The 17,683-nt window shown below is 37.2% G+C and carries 14 protein-coding genes, 1 pseudogene and 1 other annotated feature; of the genes and pseudogenes, 7 read left to right on the top strand and 8 right to left on the bottom strand.

From position 1 onward, the window contains the following. Window positions 1–138: 138 nt before the first annotated feature. Window positions 139–2,415 (bottom strand): annotated as a pseudogene (locus BFI01S_RS17235) (Tn3 family transposase); the annotation flags it as partial. 27 nt (window positions 2,416–2,442) lie between these two features. Continuing rightward, window positions 2,443–2,997, bottom strand: a complete 555-nt coding sequence (locus tag BFI01S_RS17240; RefSeq protein WP_061793710.1) for a recombinase family protein — start codon at window positions 2,995–2,997, stop codon at window positions 2,443–2,445. A gap of 321 nt (window positions 2,998–3,318) precedes the next feature. Between BFI01S_RS17240 and BFI01S_RS17245 the strand changes: the two genes are divergently transcribed. From BFI01S_RS17245 to BFI01S_RS17265, 5 genes are read left to right on the top strand one after another with little or no spacing between them, the layout of a single operon-like run. Next, a complete protein-coding gene (locus BFI01S_RS17245; RefSeq protein WP_061793711.1) occupies window positions 3,319–4,377 on the top strand; it encodes a threonine aldolase family protein in 1,059 nt (352 codons plus the stop codon). Continuing rightward, entirely contained in the window at window positions 4,370–5,566 is a 1,197-nt protein-coding gene (locus tag BFI01S_RS17250) for an MFS transporter (protein WP_061793712.1), read from the top strand. The genes BFI01S_RS17245 and BFI01S_RS17250 overlap by 8 nt, the downstream gene beginning before the upstream one ends. Then, complete coding sequence (locus BFI01S_RS17255; protein ID WP_061793713.1) at window positions 5,563–6,792, top strand: ATP-grasp domain-containing protein; 1,230 nt, start codon at window positions 5,563–5,565, stop codon at window positions 6,790–6,792. The genes BFI01S_RS17250 and BFI01S_RS17255 overlap by 4 nt, the downstream gene beginning before the upstream one ends. After that, window positions 6,785–7,984: an ATP-grasp domain-containing protein gene (locus tag BFI01S_RS17260; protein ID WP_061793714.1), complete on the top strand. Its 1,200-nt coding sequence runs from the start codon at window positions 6,785–6,787 to the stop codon at window positions 7,982–7,984. Before BFI01S_RS17255 ends, BFI01S_RS17260 begins: the two co-directional genes overlap by 8 nt. 17 nt (window positions 7,985–8,001) lie before the next feature. Continuing rightward, the gene (locus BFI01S_RS17265) at window positions 8,002–9,066 is read left to right on the top strand and encodes an ArsR/SmtB family transcription factor (RefSeq protein WP_066226253.1); all 1,065 of its coding nucleotides are present in this window, start codon (window positions 8,002–8,004) and stop codon (window positions 9,064–9,066) included. Between the two features lie 226 nt (window positions 9,067–9,292). On the opposite strand, the gene pheT is transcribed toward BFI01S_RS17265, so the two are convergent. The 3 genes from pheT to BFI01S_RS17280 all read right to left on the bottom strand — a co-directional run bounded on the left by pheT (window position 9,293) and on the right by BFI01S_RS17280 (window position 13,957). After that, on the bottom strand, window positions 9,293–11,707 hold the full coding sequence (gene pheT / locus BFI01S_RS17270; RefSeq protein ID WP_061793716.1) for a phenylalanine--tRNA ligase subunit beta: 2,415 nt from the start codon (window positions 11,705–11,707) through the stop codon (window positions 9,293–9,295). 42 nt (window positions 11,708–11,749) lie between these two features. Beyond that, window positions 11,750–12,787 carry a phenylalanine--tRNA ligase subunit alpha gene (gene pheS / locus BFI01S_RS17275; protein WP_061793717.1) on the bottom strand — a complete coding sequence of 346 codons (1,038 nt, stop codon included), beginning with the start codon at window positions 12,785–12,787 and terminating at the stop codon, window positions 11,750–11,752. Window positions 12,788–12,852: 65 nt separating this feature from the next. Next, window positions 12,853–13,131 (bottom strand) — a binding site (T-box leader). Window positions 13,132–13,207: 76 nt separating this feature from the next. Next, window positions 13,208–13,957 carry a TrmH family RNA methyltransferase gene (locus BFI01S_RS17280; RefSeq protein WP_061793718.1) on the bottom strand — a complete coding sequence of 250 codons (750 nt, stop codon included), beginning with the start codon at window positions 13,955–13,957 and terminating at the stop codon, window positions 13,208–13,210. A gap of 141 nt (window positions 13,958–14,098) precedes the next feature. Here BFI01S_RS17280 and sspI point away from each other — a divergent pair, with 141 nt between their 5' ends. Further along, on the top strand, window positions 14,099–14,305 hold the full coding sequence (gene sspI, locus BFI01S_RS17285) for a small acid-soluble spore protein SspI (protein ID WP_035330267.1): 207 nt from the start codon (window positions 14,099–14,101) through the stop codon (window positions 14,303–14,305). 42 nt (window positions 14,306–14,347) lie between these two features. Here sspI and BFI01S_RS17290 read toward each other — a convergent pair whose 3' ends face one another. Both BFI01S_RS17290 and BFI01S_RS17295 read right to left on the bottom strand, forming a co-directional pair. Next, window positions 14,348–15,433 (bottom strand): M42 family metallopeptidase, encoded by a 1,086-nt coding sequence (locus BFI01S_RS17290; RefSeq protein WP_061793719.1) that lies wholly within the window; start codon window positions 15,431–15,433, stop codon window positions 14,348–14,350. A gap of 107 nt (window positions 15,434–15,540) precedes the next feature. Further along, window positions 15,541–16,032: a dUTP diphosphatase gene (locus BFI01S_RS17295; protein ID WP_061793720.1), complete on the bottom strand. Its 492-nt coding sequence runs from the start codon at window positions 16,030–16,032 to the stop codon at window positions 15,541–15,543. A 141-nt stretch (window positions 16,033–16,173) separates the two neighbouring features. Here BFI01S_RS17295 and BFI01S_RS17300 point away from each other — a divergent pair, with 141 nt between their 5' ends. Further along, window positions 16,174–16,587 (top strand): hypothetical protein, encoded by a 414-nt coding sequence (locus BFI01S_RS17300; RefSeq protein WP_061793721.1) that lies wholly within the window; start codon window positions 16,174–16,176, stop codon window positions 16,585–16,587. Window positions 16,588–16,615: 28 nt separating this feature from the next. Here BFI01S_RS17300 and BFI01S_RS17305 read toward each other — a convergent pair whose 3' ends face one another. After that, on the bottom strand, window positions 16,616–17,185 hold the full coding sequence (locus tag BFI01S_RS17305) for a TVP38/TMEM64 family protein (RefSeq protein WP_061793722.1): 570 nt from the start codon (window positions 17,183–17,185) through the stop codon (window positions 16,616–16,618). Window positions 17,186–17,683 lie beyond the last annotated feature (498 nt).

A 17,683-nucleotide genomic window follows, 5' to 3' on the forward strand; every position in this document is an offset into this window, starting at 1 on the left:
ACTTCCACAATCGAGCGCGATTGTGAAAGATAATGGCTAACGACTTTAAATCGTTAGTCATTTTTAAATCTTTCGTTAAGTACATGTCTACAATGAAAGAACACATAATAATTTTAATTTTTTTACAAAAAGGTATTGATAACCAGCAGTGTCTGTGAAATGCTCTTCAATATTTAATTCTGTTTCATGATGAAGTAACCCATCGATTACATGGACAGCATCTCTTGCATTGGTATTAATGACTTTCGTATAAAACGAAGAAAATTGATCACTTGTAAACCGATAAATAGTTGCACCCTTTCCGGTACCGTAATGAGGATTTGCTTCCGCATGCAACGATGAAACACCAACTTGTACTCGCATTCCGTCAGATGAAGATGTAGAGCCATCTCCCCAATAAGAAGCTAGAGCAAGTTTGTGTTGAAAATTTACCAAAGTTGCCTGTGCTCGATTTATAGCATCATCATACAATCGCCATTGTGCGGCATTGGCCATCTGGTGATAAGTAATTCCAGGTGTAGCATCTGCCATTTTAGTCAACCCAATATTTGTTCCCATTGCCATAAGTGCAGCCATCAAAATGACCTTTTCTTCTCCCTTCGGAGGGCGATTGGTGGAAGCGTGTATTAACATTTCGTCAAATCCTGTCCAGTGCGCTACCTCCATTAATAGATCAGTGAGCTTAATTCTTGGGAGCATATTATATAAGGATAAACTGAAGGTTCGTGCATCTTCTGGGGTATTCTTTTCCAAACGATCCACTCTAAGTTTTGCTTTTTTTATATTTACTCCTTCAAGACTATCAAGATTATTTGAAATCCATGTAAAGCGTTCAGCTAGAGCCTTCCTTCTTTCTTCAAGATATTCCTCTGCTGATGAACGAACCGCCAGTCTAGTTTCCTTTAGATTGGTTGTTGTCCATTCATCTTTGGGAACAAGGTACTCCTCAAAGTCTTTATGGAGCCTACTACCGACAACAGATACGTCTCCTGAACGAATATGATTTTTTAATTCTGTAAGGGCAGCCATTTCATAATAATGCCGATTAATGGTTCCTTCTTCATCGTATACATGCTTTTCCCATCGTTTTGGAACGAAATCTAACGGAGCTTCATCTGGTACTTTTCTTTTTCCAGATTCATTCATTTCGTTCAATGTTTTTAATGCACGTAATAATGGTTCTGCTGCTTTTGTAGAACGAAACTCTAATGATTTCAGAAGAGTAGGGGTATACTTTCTCAGATAAGTAAATCGATTCTCTAGCAAATCAAGGTAATCATAATCCATTGGTCGAGCTAATTTTTTTGCCTCTTCAACAGAAGTAACGATTTTATCCCAAGGCATTACCTTTTCAATGGTGCTAAATGGATCAAGTCCTTCATCTCGTGCTTGAATAAGTGCAGCCCCAATATCTGCAAAATGAACAACTTTTTCATTAACTGCTTTTCCATTTTCCCTTTGCATTTCCTCTTGGGTTTTACGGCCTTTCGATTGTAAAATCATCATTTGCCGATCATGAATTTCAATTGCTTGGTCAATTAAATCCTGACTTAATGTTACTAGATATGCTATAAGAATGGCGTATTTCTTATTGTCTTTAAATCTACGAAATGAATGGGGTTCATAACGAGCCCCAATGCGAGATAATTGAAGTAATCGATTAGGATGAACTTCATTTATGTTTAATGGCAGTTTCAACTCTCGAATATATTCTAAACGCTCTATTACTTTTAGAAAGGCATCAGGTGATGATTGGCCGGGAAGTTCTCTCAACCATGCTAATGGGGTTTTCCTGCTTTCCACAAAGGGATCTATAAGTTGATCCAATTTATGTTTTTGCCACAATGAAAGAGTGGTGGTTAAGGATTTAAAAATCTTTTCCTCTGCCCTACGACGGGTTTCCCACACGAGCCTCTCTATTGTAGTCATTCCAGGAAGAATTATTTTTCGATTCCTAAGTTCCTCTTGAACAGTTCGAAGCAGATACATGGAATTACCATTTTGAAGAGCATGCTTCAAAAGATACTGAGCTAATTCCCGATATGTACTTACAGAAAAATTCTGATATCCGTATACCTGTCGAATCTCTTCCATATGTTCATGCTTGGTTGGGTCACGTTGGGCATATAAAGAAAAAGAATCAGGATTAGCATTGATTTGTTTAGCAATATATTGGATTACATAATCTGGTATAGGTTCAACATCTGTGAGAGACCATCCGGGATAGCGCAGTACACATAATTGGACAGCAAATCCCAAACGATTATGATCTCTTCTATGCCTTTTAATAATCTCCATGTCATATTGAGAAAAAGTATAGTAGGTTTCTAGTTCCCGTTCGGTCATATCAGCCGGAATTCTTACAAATTCTGCTCTTTGATCAGCTGTAAGCAGTTCCTTTCCCCTTGATGCCATTTCCTCCCGTCCCTTCATAAGTTTAGTTTATTTCTTTTCTAGGTATCGATAAACGGTTGTTCGTGAAACTCCCCACATTTGAGCAATATCTGTAATAGGTGTTCCACTTGCCACTAGTGTCTTTAACATTTCTAATTCTTTCTTATCTAACTTTTCCGGTCTTCCTCCTAATCGTCCTCTGGCTCTTGCTGCAGCACGACCAGCTGCCGAACGTTCGTGAATAAGATTGCGCTCAAATTCGGCAAAAGCCGCAAAGAGATGAAACATAAGCTGTCCCGTAGCGCTAGCCTTGTCCATCGTAATGTTTTCTTGCAGGCTATGAAAACTAACGCCTTGATCATTGAGATCATTGACAATCTTAATAAGATGTTGCATATTCCTTCCCAATCGATCCAAGCGCCAGACCACTAAAGTATCACCAGTTCGAACAAAACGGAGAGCATCTTCTAATCCCTGTCGTTTATCTTTAGCACCACTGATCTTATCAGTAAATATCTCTTCACAGCCATGTTCTTTAAGCGCATCTAGTTGTAAATCTAAATTTTGAATGCCTGTGGAAACGCGCGCATATCCTACCTTCATTTATTTCATCCTTTTTTGATTATTCTGCTTTTTATCGTAACATAACTTAATTGGATGGCAATATCTGAACATAGATTTATTTACAGGGTTTATGAACAATTATTGAATACAGAAAGGTAGAAAACTAATTTTATAATGCCATGTTCATTAATTGATGAGTATCTGAACAGTAATATTAATTGGTAGTTATTGGTAATTTCCACTAATAACAATTATTTTCCAAAAGGGAATTGATTATCTCTTAATTACATGATAATATAATTGCGTAATTGTGTAAATGTGTAATTACATATTAACTATACTTCTGTGAGGTGCAAAACAATGATTGATATGAGAAGCGATACTTTAACAAAACCATCTGAAGAAATGCGGGAAGTAATGAGGACTGCTATTGTAGGTGATGATTGCTACGGTGAAGATGAAAGTGTAAATAATTTAGAAGACTATTGTAAAGAACTTTTTGAAGTAGAAGGGGCACTGTTTGTTCCTAGCGGAACAATGGCTAATCAAATAGCAATAAAAGCCCAGGTTGAAGAAGGAAATGAAATTATCACCGAAGCAAATTACCATATTAATTTTTATGAAAGTGCTTCGACTGCAATACTTAGCAGAGCAGTATTGAATTGTGTAAGAAAAAAAGACGGGATTATTAATAAGGGCGATGTCGAGGAATTAATAAATTCAAAGCCGAGAGGGCCTCTATATTCGAAACCACAGTTAGTCACTATTGAGAATACAATAAATTATTATCAAGGTAAGACTTTCCCAATTGAAACCATTAAAAGTTTGTACAACTACACAAGAGAAATAGGTATCTCACTCCATATGGATGGAGCAAGGTTATTTAATGCCCATATTGCTACTGGAGTTCCTTTAAAGGAATATGCAAGAAATGTTGATTCCTTAAGTGTTTGTTTCGCAAAAGGACTGGGTGCACCTTATGGCTCAATGCTTATGGGGAGTGAAGATTTTATACAGTCTGCTAGAGCATTAAGAAAGCAGTTTGGAGGGGGATTACACCAAATTGGAATGTATGCTGCTGCAGCTCAATACGCATTGGATTATCACCTTATAAAAATAAAAAAAGATCATCAACTTACAAAAGAGATGGCTGTTTTACTAAATGAAATTCCAGAGATTTCAATAAATGTTGAAAGCATAGAAACCAACATGATCTTTATAAACATAAATAGCTTAACTAACAACACAAATGAATTTTTAAGATTATGTGAAGAGTACGGATTATTACTTTTTCCTTGGTTACCTGGTTTGGTAAGGATAGTGATTAATCGGCATATATCTAGGGAGGATATTTATAAAGCTTCAGAAATAATAAAGACGGTTGTAAAAAAACTCTCTAGGAGTGTTGTTTATGTATAAAATAAAAAATGAAGGAGTATTAAGCTTTTTTATCAGGGTTTTTAATTCGATTGGTTTTTTTTCAATAATTCCTCTCCTTTCACTTTGGTTGGTAGAGGTGAAAGATATAGAGATTAGTAAGGCTAGTTTTATAGTTGCAGCATTTACTTTTATGTCCAAGGCAGGAAGTGCTTTTGTTGGAGGAATTATCAATAAGCTTGGACTAAAACAAAGTTTACTTATTGGCTTATTTGGTTCTTCCTTAACACTTCTAGTGATTACCTATTCCACTAACTATTTTATACTTCTATTATTTGTTATTACTTTAGGTATATTTATATCTTTATATAATATTGCCTTAAAAACGCATATTTCAATGCTTGAAGAATCCAAAAGGCTAAATGCTTATGCGTTACTTAATATTGCTGTAAATGTTGGAGCATCCCTTGGTCCTCTTTTAGGGGGATTAGTATTAGATTGGAATCCAAATAATCTACTAATTATCAGTATGTTTAATTATGTGTTTGCTGGATTTATAGCTCTGCTTCTCCCTAACATACAATTAAAAAAATCAGAGGAAAGTTTAAATATTTTTGAGTTTATTAAATACAGAAAAGAAAATAAAGGATTTAAAACTTTTTTAAGATTTACACTGTTTTCTTCTATTTTCTGGTTTCTTTATACACAAATATTTACTACTTTTCCAGTTGTATTTTCGCAAGAATTTACTGGGAAAACAATAGGTCTACTTTTTACAATAAATGCGATAACTGTAATACTGATTCAAGGTGTTTTTCCAAAATTTCAACCTCTTATTCGTAAAGAATTATGGTATTCAATTGCATTTGTGTTAATTGGTATTTCTTTTATGGTTTTGTGGCTTAACCCAACAATTCCATTTGTCGTAATAGCTATAATTATATTTAGTATAAGTGAAATTATATGGGTCCCATCAATTGATAGTGAACTAGTAGCTAATAGAGGTGAACTAAGCTCATCATGGGCATTTGGAGTTGCTGGAGTTGTATGGGGATTGGGAGAGTCCCTAGGAAGTTTTGTAGGTTTAAATCTTTATCAGTATTTTAATGATTTTACTTTCTTAATTTTATTTGTACTTTCTGCCTTTATATTAACAATCCATATTTTAAGCTTAAAATCTAATAATAAATTCATACAGACTAGAGAATATTTAGAGGAGAAGAAAATATGAAAAACATTTTATTTCTTGAGACCAATACTACAGGAACCGGATCAAAAGCTATGAAAATAGCAAAGGAGAAGGGTTATAAAGTTCATTTTTGGACATCTGATTTTGGTCAGTATAATTCTATGCAAGAGGATCATCCGAGTAAAATTGCAGACGAATTTCTAGTTATTGATACTTATGATATTGATCAAATGAAGTATGTAATTAATGAGAAGCAATTGAGTTTTTCAGGAGTTTTAGCATTTGATGATTATCACCTCTTGCCAGCAGCATCATTGGCGAATGAACTTAATTTGCCTGGTCATAAAACATGTTCTTTAGAAAAAGTTAGAAACAAAAGAAAAATGCGTGATCACATTATAAAAAATGAATTTAATTTAATTTCTCAACCAGAGTACAATGCTGTTTCTTCTATAGAAAACCTTGACCAATTAAAATTGAATTTCCCATGTGTAATTAAACCAGTAGATGATAGTGGAAGCAACGGAGTAACGGTCTGTAAAAATGAAGAACAATTAAGAAACTCATTAACAACTGAGATTAAAAGAAAAACAAATGAACGTGGGTATCAATTAGCAGAAGAATGGCTTATTGAAGAGTTAATAATCGGAAAAGAGTATTCTGCTGAAATGATATATACCGATTTACAATGGAAGCTTGTTTCCATTACCGAGAAAGAAACCTTTGGTGAGCATTCAGTTGAATGTGGTCATGTAACTGGCCCCTTAGATTTTCCTTTTACTAACCTAGAAGAAAATCTATCAAAATTACTCGAATTATTTGGACTTAACTTTGGAGCCTCCCACATTGAGTTTTTTATTAACGAAAACAATTTATATTTAGTGGAAATAAACCCCAGATTGGCCGGGGATTGTATACCAGAATTAGTAGAGATAGCTACAGGTATAAACATGGTAGAGCATGTTGTACTCCAAGCTATAGGTACTAAACCGAATATTGGTGATAAGAAAGAGAAATATGCATCCATTCAGTTCGCTCTGCCGACATCTTTAGGGGAATATACAGAAGTGAATGGAGTTGATAAGGTTAAAGATACAAAAGGTTATGTAAGAATGAGTATTAATAAATTACCTTATAGCTCAACAGGCATAAAAAGCAGCTACAACCGGTTAGGTTATATTATTACAAAGGGTGATACAAAAGAAGAGGCCCAAGAAGCTGCTAAAGAGGCTATAAATAGCTTAGAATGGAGTGTTACTAATGGATAAAGTTTTAATTATATTAGGTGCTAGCGAATTTGGAGTGTTAGCAGGAAAAAATCTTGGTTTTAAAGTCATAGTAATTAGTCCTAGATCTACAGGTATCTCTACTAAAGTTACCGATCAAGCAGAGAGTATTATTATTGTAAATAGTTTAGAGGATGAAGAAGAGATATATCAAAAGGTTAATGATATTTTAAAAATTTATAAGAAGATTGACTTAGTAATAAGTTTTACAGAATTAGGGTTAAAATCTGCTTCAATTATCAGCGAAAAACTAAATTTACCTACTAATCACCTTGAAGTTATAGAATCCACTAGAAATAAATCACTTATGAGAAAAATATTTTTAAAGAGTGATATACTAAAATTAAACTATAAAGCAGGCCTTATTAGTAATTTTCATCATCAGGAATTACCGATTCAAACTCCCTTTATTATCAAGCCCCTCGATGGTTATGGTAGTAAAAATGTCTCTTTTATTGAAAATCATGAGGAATGGACAGAATGGCATCTGAAGAATAAGGAAGACAATGATACAAAGTGGATAGTTGAACCATATATAGAAGGACCTGAGTATAGTATTGAAGCAATTTCTTCAAAAGGGAAGCATTTTATATTAGGAATAACTGAGAAAGACACAACTGGAAAACCGAACTTTATTGAAACTGGACATTCTGTTCCAGCATCCCTAAATCAGGACTTATATGATCAAATTATACACTTAACAAAGGAATCTCTAACATTAATAGGAGTAGAATATGGCCCTAGTCATATTGAAGTTAAATGGGATAATAAGAACAATAAAATAGTTATTATTGAAATGCATACTAGACCAGGTGGTGATTACATCCCCTATTTGCATACCCTTTCAACCGGTATAGATCAGTATGAAATAGGTATAAGATCTTATTATGATCCATCTGTTTTAGAATTGGTAATGACTAAACACGTCAAGCATAGTTCAATCAAGTTTTTAACATTTGCAGAAGGAATATTATTAAGTAAAGGATTTTCAGATAAAATCAGTGATGAAAATATCAAAGAATGGGATATATATTATAATATTGGTGAAAAAGTAAAGGAGACGGCTGATTCTTATAGTCGTGCAGGACATATCATTGTAAGTTCAAATTCAAGAGAATCAAATAAACAATCATTTAATTCCTTTATAAAAAATTTACTTATTAAAATATATTAATGAAAGTTAGTGATTTTATGGCTGTTTTTACCATAGCAACTATTAATAGCAATTGTACGGTGGAATGTAAGATTTCCCCTTTATTTGAAATGATGGCTTGTCTAAGAAGTTGTTACTTAAATAAAGGTGATAATGATGAAGATTTAAAAACTTTTTACAAAAAGAATTATAAAACTTTGAGTAAGTTTTATGGGAATTTTGAATATGGTGCCCAGTTAGCTGAATGTATCTTAGGGATGAAGGAAGATCATACTTTTCCAAATTTTATTAAACACTTGAATAATTTGGAGAAAGAAGAATTTTTATATTATCTACTAGGAAGATATATTGAGGCTTTTGAAATTAAAAATATTTTAGAAAACTCAAATTCACCAAGAGAAGAAATTAAAAATAGAATTGAACAGTTAAATGGTATTATCAATGAAGAACAACTAGAATTTATTGAAAGTTTTAACTCCTACTATAATGAATTGATCCAACTTTGGACTGATTTCTACGAGAACCTTTTTAAACGGAAAGAATTAGATTTAGAAGATAAATGGGAACAAAGTAATAATTCACTCGATGTAGACTTATTGTCGAATGGTTTTGATAAGGTTGTCTCTAAATTACTAACAGGATATGAAATACCTGAGCAATTTCCAACTAGAGAAACTAAATTGATTCGTTTTTACCCTTCTTTATATGTTTCTCCAAAATTTATAGTAATTTGGGGTTTAGGTGAATTAAATATAGTATACGACGCATCAATATATTTAAGTAAAGAAATAAATAATGAGTTGATTAAACAAAAATTAGAAGAAGAAAAGTCTTTAGAAAGCTTATCTGAAATTGGAAAATCACTTTCAGAGCTAGGAAGATTAAAAATACTTTCTTTAATTTCTAGCAACTCCAAAATTAAATCTCAGGAAATTGCGAATGAATTGAATATTACCACAGCTACAGTATCGAGACATCTTAGCCTACTCAAACAGAATAATTTAGTAATTGAAAGAAAGGAAAACGGATTTAACATTTATACTATAAACCAGACGGAATTTGACAATTATTTTAATAATATTAAAAAGTATTTCTTTAACTGATCAATTTATTTAAATTATCTATACCCTTGCTTAGGCGAAGTTTACCTAAATACTAATATTAGTTAATAATTCTTTTCCAATAGAAAAGCCGATGATTCCTTAGCGTAGGAAAAATCGGCTTTCTTCATGTCGAAATTTGCTTAGCGTATGTTTTGCGCTTTTTGTTGGTAGGACCCCTTTAACGGCCAAACACAGAAAAGGCAGCCCCCGGGCTGCCTTCCTCATTTTATCCTCTCAATACTGCTCCGGCTTTTTCCTTCACAGCTTCCAATACTTTGTCATGCGCTTTTGTAACATCTTCATCCGTTAGAGTACGTTCTGGGTCGAAGTATTTAAGGGAGAAAGCAAGCGATTTTTTGCCTGGCTCCATCCGTTCGCCTTCGTACAAGTCAAAAACATGCACGTCTTTCAATAATTTGCCGCCAGCTTCTTTAATGATGCCTTTAAGCTCGCCCGCTGCTGTTCCCTGATCTGCTACAAGTGCAATGTCCCTTGTGATTGAAGGGAAACGCGGAATAGATTCATACTGCAAAGGTGAAACTTCTTCTTCCAGAACCGCTTTTAATGAAAGCTCAAATGTATATGTTTCTTTCAAATCTAGCTCTTTTTCGACAGTCGGATGGATTTGGCCGGCAAACCCAACTGAATTTCCGGAAAGCAATACTTCTGCTGTTCTGCCAGGATGCATTCCATCCTTTTGCGCTTGACGGAATTCAATCTTGTCAGTAAGCCCCAGCTTTTCAAATAACCCTTCAAGGATACCTTTTACAACGTAGAAATCAACCGGCTTTTTTTCTCCCTGCCATGGATGGCTGTGCCATAGGCCCGTAACCGCACCGGCAAGATGCTCACGCTCTTCAGGCAGTTCCTCTTCTCCATTGGAGAGGAACACTGCTCCTGTTTCATAAACAGCCAGGCTGTCGTTCTGGCGTGCCGAATTATATTTTAATACCTCCAGAAGCTGCGGAACAATACTTAGCCGAAGCAGGCTGCGATCCTCACTCATAGGCATTGCCAGCTGCACAGGCTTGCGTTCTTCCAGTGCATATTGAGTCGCTTTTGCTTCATTTGTTAATGAATAAGTTACTGCCTGATACAGTCCCGCGCCTTCAAGATAGCGTCGGACCAATCTGCGTTTGTTCTGGTATTGGGAAAGATGCCCTGGTGTAGACGAACCAACCGGCAAAGTCGATGCCAGGTTATCGTAGCCAAATAAACGGCCAACTTCTTCAATCAGGTCTTCTTCAATCGTGATGTCGCCTCTGCGAGTTGGAACTGTAACAGTAATCGTATCATTATCAGTATTTGTTTCAAATTGAAGGCGGGCAAAAATAGCCTCTACTTCCTTCATGGTTAATTCCGTGCCTAAAACGCGATTTATTTTTTCAAGCGTTACAGACACCACCGCAGGCTCCACTTGCAGTGCATCTGCTTCTACAGATCCTTCAAGCACTTCCCCGCCTGCATATTGTGCAAGCAGTTGAACAGCTCTTTCTGCAGCAGCTCTAACCCTGTTTGGATCCACACCTTTTTCAAAACGGGCACTTGCTTCACTTCTTAAGCCATGATCTTTTGAAGCTTTTCTTACGGTTGCACCTTTAAAATAAGCTGATTCGATAATCACATTTTTAGTGTCTGGCTGCACTTCAGAATTTGCCCCGCCCATGACACCCGCAAGTGCAATTGGCTCTGTCCCATTTGTTATTAAAAGATGTTCTGATGTTAACTCACGCTTTGCATCATCAAGAGTGACAATCACTTCGCCATCATTTGCTCTGCGTACAAGGATTTGCTTCGATCCCAGACGGTCATAATCGAAAGCATGAAGCGGCTGGCCGTATTCAAGCAAAATGTAGTTTGTAATATCCACCACGTTATTGTGAGGACGGATGCCTGCTGCCATTAAACGCGCCTGCATCCATACAGGAGACGGGCCAACCTTTACATTTTTTACAACCTTCGCAACGTAAAGAGGATTATCTTCTTTTGCGTCCACCTGAACTTCAATGAAATCAGAAGCAATCTCAGAAGTGGTCTCAACCAGCGGCTCAGGAAGCTTTACTTCTCTTCCTAAAATAGCTGCCACTTCATAAGCAACACCCAGCATGCTTAAGCAGTCAGAACGGTTCGGTGTCAATCCAAGCTCCAGAATCTGGTCATCACGATTAAGCTGCTCAAGGGCATCCTGGCCAACCTCTGTATCATTAGGGAAAACATAAATGCCTTCAGAGTATTCCTTTGCAATCAGTTTGCTTTCAATGCCGAGCTCTTGAAGCGAACAAATCATTCCATTCGATTCCTCGCCGCGAAGCTTGGCACGCTTTATTTTAAAATTTCCTGGAAGCACAGCACCTACTGTAGCCACGGCTACTTTCTGTCCCTTATCCACATTTGGGGCACCGCATATGATTTGTACAGGCTCACCAGCCCCTGTATCGACTAAACATTTATTCAATTTATCAGCATTTGGGTGCTGTTCCCTTTCAAGGACATGCCCTACTACAACACCTTTGATGCCTTCATTCAAAACCTCTACGCCTTCAACTTCAATACCGCTTTTAGTAATCTTTCCTGCAAGCTCTGCAGGTGTAACGCCTGATAAATCAACATATTCCTGCAGCCATTTATATGAAACGAACATTTGTAATCCTCCTTGGTTATTCCCTAGCTCCGGGCTTTCAAATTATTCATGAATTGAAAATTGCTTCAAGAAACGCACATCATTTGTATAGAAGTGACGAATATCGTCTACACCATACTTCAGCATGGCAATTCGCTCAGGTCCCATTCCGAATGCAAAGCCTGTGTATTTCTTAGAGTCGAAGCCTGCCATCTCGAGAACATTGGGATGAACCATTCCAGCGCCAAGAATTTCAATCCAGCCAGTGCCTTTACATACGCTGCAGCCTTTTCCGCCGCAGATCTTACAGGAAATATCCATTTCCACAGATGGCTCTGTAAACGGGAAGAAACTTGGGCGAAGACGGATTTCCCGATCATCCCCGAACATTTTCTTTGCAAAGATCTCCAATGTTCCTTTTAAATCAGTCATTCGGATGTTTTCATCTACAACAAGTCCCTCTATTTGCATGAACTGGTGGGAGTGTGTAGCATCGTCATTATCACGGCGATACACTTTACCCGGACAGATGATTTTAACTGGTCCCTTGCCTTCATGCTTCTCCATTGTTCTTGCCTGTACCGGCGAAGTATGGGTACGAAGAAGAATGTCTTCTGTAATATAGAAGGAATCCTGCATATCCCGGGCAGGATGGCCTTTAGGAAGATTCAATGCTTCAAAATTATAATAATCTTTTTCAACTTCAGGTCCTTCAGCTACTGTATAACCCATCCCAATGAACAAATCTTCAATTTCTTCAATAATCCGCGTCAGCGGATGGTGGTTTCCTGTTTTAACAGGTCTTCCTGGAAGAGTGACATCAATTTTTTCTGCAGCCAGTTTTTCCTGAACAGCCGCTTCCTCCAGATGCTTTTGCTTTTCCTCAATTCCGGCAGCAATTCTGTCCCGCACTTCATTCGCAAGGGCCCCCATTTTTGGACGCTCTTCAGCAGACAATTTCCCCATTCCTTTAAGCACTTCAGTAATCGGGCCTTTTTTGCCTAAATAGGATACACGGATATCATTTAGCTCTTTCAAATCAGCGGCTGTGCTGATCTTTTCTAACGCTTCAGTTTGCAGTTCCTTTAAACGCTCTTGCATCTAAAAATCCTCCTTGAAATTAATTCTTATACTTTTTTGGCCAAAATAAAAAACCTCTATCCCCATAAAGGGACGAGGTTTCGCGGTACCACCCTTTTTAACACATATATGTACTTCATGCACGTGTTCACTTCATTGGGATAACGGCTTATGCCGGTACATCTTTACATCGAAAAGCGTAATTGGCTCGCTCAGCAGAGCGTCAACATTTCTTTTCAATGGTCCCGATGCCAACTCAGGAGGTGAAACTTCTCTTGCATTTCCTGTAAAAATGCTTTCAGTCTAAGGCATTTTCTCCCTGAAAAGGCTGACTGCAAGGTACTGATCTCCGTCATCGTTTTGTTATTATAATTTTGCTGTTAATTATATTACATTCTTGAGGCTGTTTCAAACGGTTTTCATAAAATTGCCGCCCATTTTCTATTTTCTTAGATGATAAAGAAGAATTCCGGCTGCCACCGCCACATTAAGTGATTCGCTTTTCCCGAATATCGGAATATAAAGGTTTGCTGCTGTATTAGCCAGGAGCTCTTTATTCACCCCGTTCCCTTCATTTCCAACGAGCAGTGCGAAGGAATCAGAGGACTCATATTTGGTGTATTCCCGGGCATTTTCCAAAGCGGTTCCATAGACTGGTACATTACTTTCTTTCAGTCTGACGATCCAGTCAGAAAGATTTCCTCTTAAAACAGGCAAATGAAAGTGGCTGCCCTGTGCAGAGCGGAGCACCTTCGGGTTATATGCGTCAACACTGCCTTCACCCACAATAACAGCATCGATTCCTGCCGCATCAGCGGTCCTGATCATCGTACCCAGATTGCCGGGATCCTGGACGGCATCAATTAATAAAAACCGTTTTCCTTTTACTTCATCAGAGGATGGCTCCTGACTGCAGACAGCAAAAATTCCCTGTGGTGTTTCGGTATCCGCCAGCAGCCCGATGATTTCATCTGTAACCATCGTTACAGGGATGTCTCCATAGTCCCATCCAGGAGGCATGTCTTTATTTTCACCAATAATTATTTCTTCTATTTGATTGGCTTTAAGTGCTTCTTCCACCAGATGAAAACCTTCAACTAAAAACGTTCCTGTTTTGTCACGCTCTTTTCTGGCCAGAAGTTTTTTCCATTCTTTAACTTTTGGGTTTTTTGCAGATTGTATATGCTTCAACACGGTCTCTCCTTTTAAAGAAAATAGCGTACAACCGGAATTTTTTTGTACAGTTTTTTCATTATAGCTTATTTGAAATACATAATAAAAGCAAAATTAGAGAAGATAATAACGAATTAAATCTGGAAGGAGTGCATTAAGGTGAATTTAAACCTGCGCAATGCCATTTTACACAATGTATCAGGCAACTCTCAAGATGAACTGAAAGATACAATCGTAGATGCCATTCAAAATGGGGAAGAAAAAATGCTGCCTGGCTTAGGTGTATTATTTGAGGTAATTTGGAAAAACTCCTCTGAAGAAGACAAGCTGGAAATGCTTCAAACCTTGGAGAGCAGTCTTAAATAAAATGGAAAAAAACTCCGGAAAGAGCCGGAGTTTTTTTCCATTTTATTTAAATGTAATTTTATCAACTGTTTCCCTGTCAAGCTTCTTAATCACTTCAGCAATCAGCTTTACTGCATTTTCATAGTCATCGCGGTGAAGCATTGCTGCATGGGAATGGATATACCGTGTTGCAATGGTGATTGAAAGGGATGGAACTCCATTATGTGTAACATGAATGGCTCCAGAATCTGTTCCTCCGCCAGCGATAGCATCAAATTGATAAGGGATATTCAGTTCATCTGCAGTGTCTGTTACAAGGTCACGCAGGCCTTTGTGAGAGACCATTGATGCATCATAAAGGATGATTTGCGGCCCTTTGCCCATTTTGCTCATGGCTTCTTTTTCAGAAATCCCCGGTGTGTCACCTGCGATTCCAACATCTACACCAAATGCGATATCCGGCTCGATTTTTTGTGCAGAAGTACGGGCTCCGCGAAGACCAACCTCTTCCTGTACCGTTCCTACACCATAAACTTCATTTGGATGTTCAGCATCTTTCAATTGCTTGAGCACATCTATGGCAATTGCGCAGCCAATGCGGTTATCCCAGGCTTTCGCCAAAAGCATCTTTTCATTATTCATAACCGTAAACTCAAAATATGGAACCACCATGTCACCAGGTTTTACTCCCCACTCTTTCGCTTCTTCACGGCTTGAAGCACCAATATCAATAAACATATCTTTAATTTCAACAGGCTTTTTGCGCGCCTCCGGGGACAAGATATGCGGCGGTTTTGAACCAATTACCCCGGTAATATCTCCTTTCGACGTTACAATTGTCACGCGCTGTGCCAGCATAACCTGCGACCACCAGCCGCCAACTGTCTGGAAGCGGATAAAACCTTTATCATCAATGTTTGTTACCATAAATCCCACTTCATCCAAGTGGCCGGCTACCATGATCTTCGGGCCGCCTTCTTTGCCGGTTTTTTTAGCAATCAGGCTTCCCAATCCATCTGCAGTGACTTCATCAGCATATGCTGTTATGTATTTTTTCATAACCTCGCGCGGTTCGCGCTCATTTCCCGGAATTCCTTTCGCATCTGTTAAGTCTTTAAGCATCGTTAACGTTTCATCTAATTTAGCCATCATTTCGACTCCCTTAATATTTATTTACTCATATTATACCGAACATCCGATTCAATATAAAGAATTATCAGACGGATAATCCCTAAGGCTGAAGGCGGAAAAATTATTTAGTATCCTTCAGCCTGCCTTTTATAATTTACTTCATTTTTGTCTATATATGCTTTTTCTATATGCGAAGAGTTAAATCCAAGCATTTCCCCCAGATGTAAGTAGGCTGCAATAAGCTCTTTATAATCCATTAAAGAACGGCTGGACCGAAACTTTCCGATAGCTTCATAAACAGACAAGAACTGGCCATTCACTGAAGCCGCCTTTTCCAACGCAACAGCAAAGTCCTTTTCCCCGTCAAATCCGCATTCAATTCCAAGCGATAAAATAAAATGTATACCGTCTACAAACTCTTCCAATACTGTTTCCTGAGGGGAGGAAGGCTTAAGGCTCCAGAACTTAAAGCATCTCGTCTCATTAGCAAGCTCTCCCAATTCAACAAGCAGCGCCAGTATCTTACGCTCAAATAAATCTTCTTCCTCTAAACCATGATTTGATTCTATATGGCTGTCTAGCCCTTTTTGCATTTGAAATAATTGCTGATAATTCATTTTCCACCATCCTATATGAAATTAAAGATTAACTTCCATTATAATGCCCATCAGAAAAATTATAACAAATCGAAAAAATGTTGAAACTTTTTTTAATCTCATCCGTATAGAAAGGAAAATAATAATGGAGGGCTGGTTACTATGTGGCTCCTGCGCATGCTATTGTTTGCTCTGATTCTTTTTCTTATATACACCGCGGTAAAATATCTGGTGAATTCCAAGAGAAAGCTAGAGCTTGCCCACGAACAGAAAAGATATTATTTTTGGGATGACCAGGAAAATGTCAGGAAGAACTTCCTGATTACGTATAAAGGGGTTTTATTTGAAGGCGAAAAGTATTTGGGTACCACTGATAATGCTTTTGATGTGGTCTCCATTTTCATCTGGCCGCACAATACATCGGCCCTTAAAGGGATGGTAAGGGAAGATTTTCTTTTTATTGAAAGAAAGATAACCGAGGCTTATCCTACTGCAAAAATTGACTGGAAAAGTCCTGTGAAGGAGTTCATGCATAAAACAGCTTCTCCAGGCGAGGAAATTAAAGATCATCTTTAAAAAGCGTTCGGCAGCCCCGAACGTTTTTTTATGCTGCTTTAAAGAATTCTCTCCATTTAATAACAGTCACCTTCTCCCTCAGTACAAATACTAAAACAGAAAGTGACAGCAAAATCAGGACAATCATTGAAGGAGTAAATCTGCTGATGAATTCTCCGAAAACGGTATAAAAAACAGCCAGCGGCAAATTGGTGATCCATGAATTTTTCAGATATTGATTAAATCCCTTATTTCTTTCCATCAGACAAAAGCTCAATAAATGATAATGAATAAAAGGGATAAGCCTTAAAACTGCAACCTGGCCGACAGTTAAATTCCGATACTCCCCGAACCACCGCTTCTTTAATAAAGAAAGCTTTTCATGTGTCCCCGGCATTTTTGTGATTAGAAAATAAAAAAGAATGCTGCTGATCATCAACCCTGCAAGAGAGAAAACAGAACCAAAAAAACTTCCGAACAGAACTCCTCCAGTTATGCAGACAAGTGGTACCGGAATGAACAGAAATTGCCGGATGATATGAAAAAAGATAAAAGCGATGGGAGCAAGAATTCCAGCAGTCTCTGCCATAGCAAACAATAAAGTCAATTGTTCATTCATGCCTTCACCTCTCCCCGATGACTTTCCTGCTGTTCCCTAAAGCTTATGGATGGCATTGACTGTTTATGACAATTGAATAACCAGGTACACAAGCAGGCCTGCTTCAAGCAATGCCAAAATAGGCAGTCCCCATTTAAACTGAACATGCTTCGTTTTATGCCTGAAGGTCTTCATACCTACATTATGATAAGTGGGATTATTGTACATTCATACTCTAACTCGATTATTATTGGCTTTTTAGTAAAATTAGATCAATTTTACTTTTAGACAAAAAAACTATTATTATTTTCTACTATGATAAAATAATTGGATTAATATTGGTAAATCGGTTCAATATCGTGTTCTTTTTCACATGAAAAAATTGGACAATTTTCACCCATGTAAATCTACATTAATAATATGGCCTTAATTCTTTCCTTTTTGCTACTCGCCCCATAAAATCGAATCTTATTCAAATTTCGGTTATAATTATTTGTGGTTGATAAAATGTAACTCCTT

Origin of the sequence: Cytobacillus firmus NBRC 15306, assembly GCF_001591465.1 — a bacterium.
GTDB classification, from domain to species: domain Bacteria; phylum Bacillota; class Bacilli; order Bacillales; family Cytobacillaceae; genus Cytobacillus; species Cytobacillus firmus.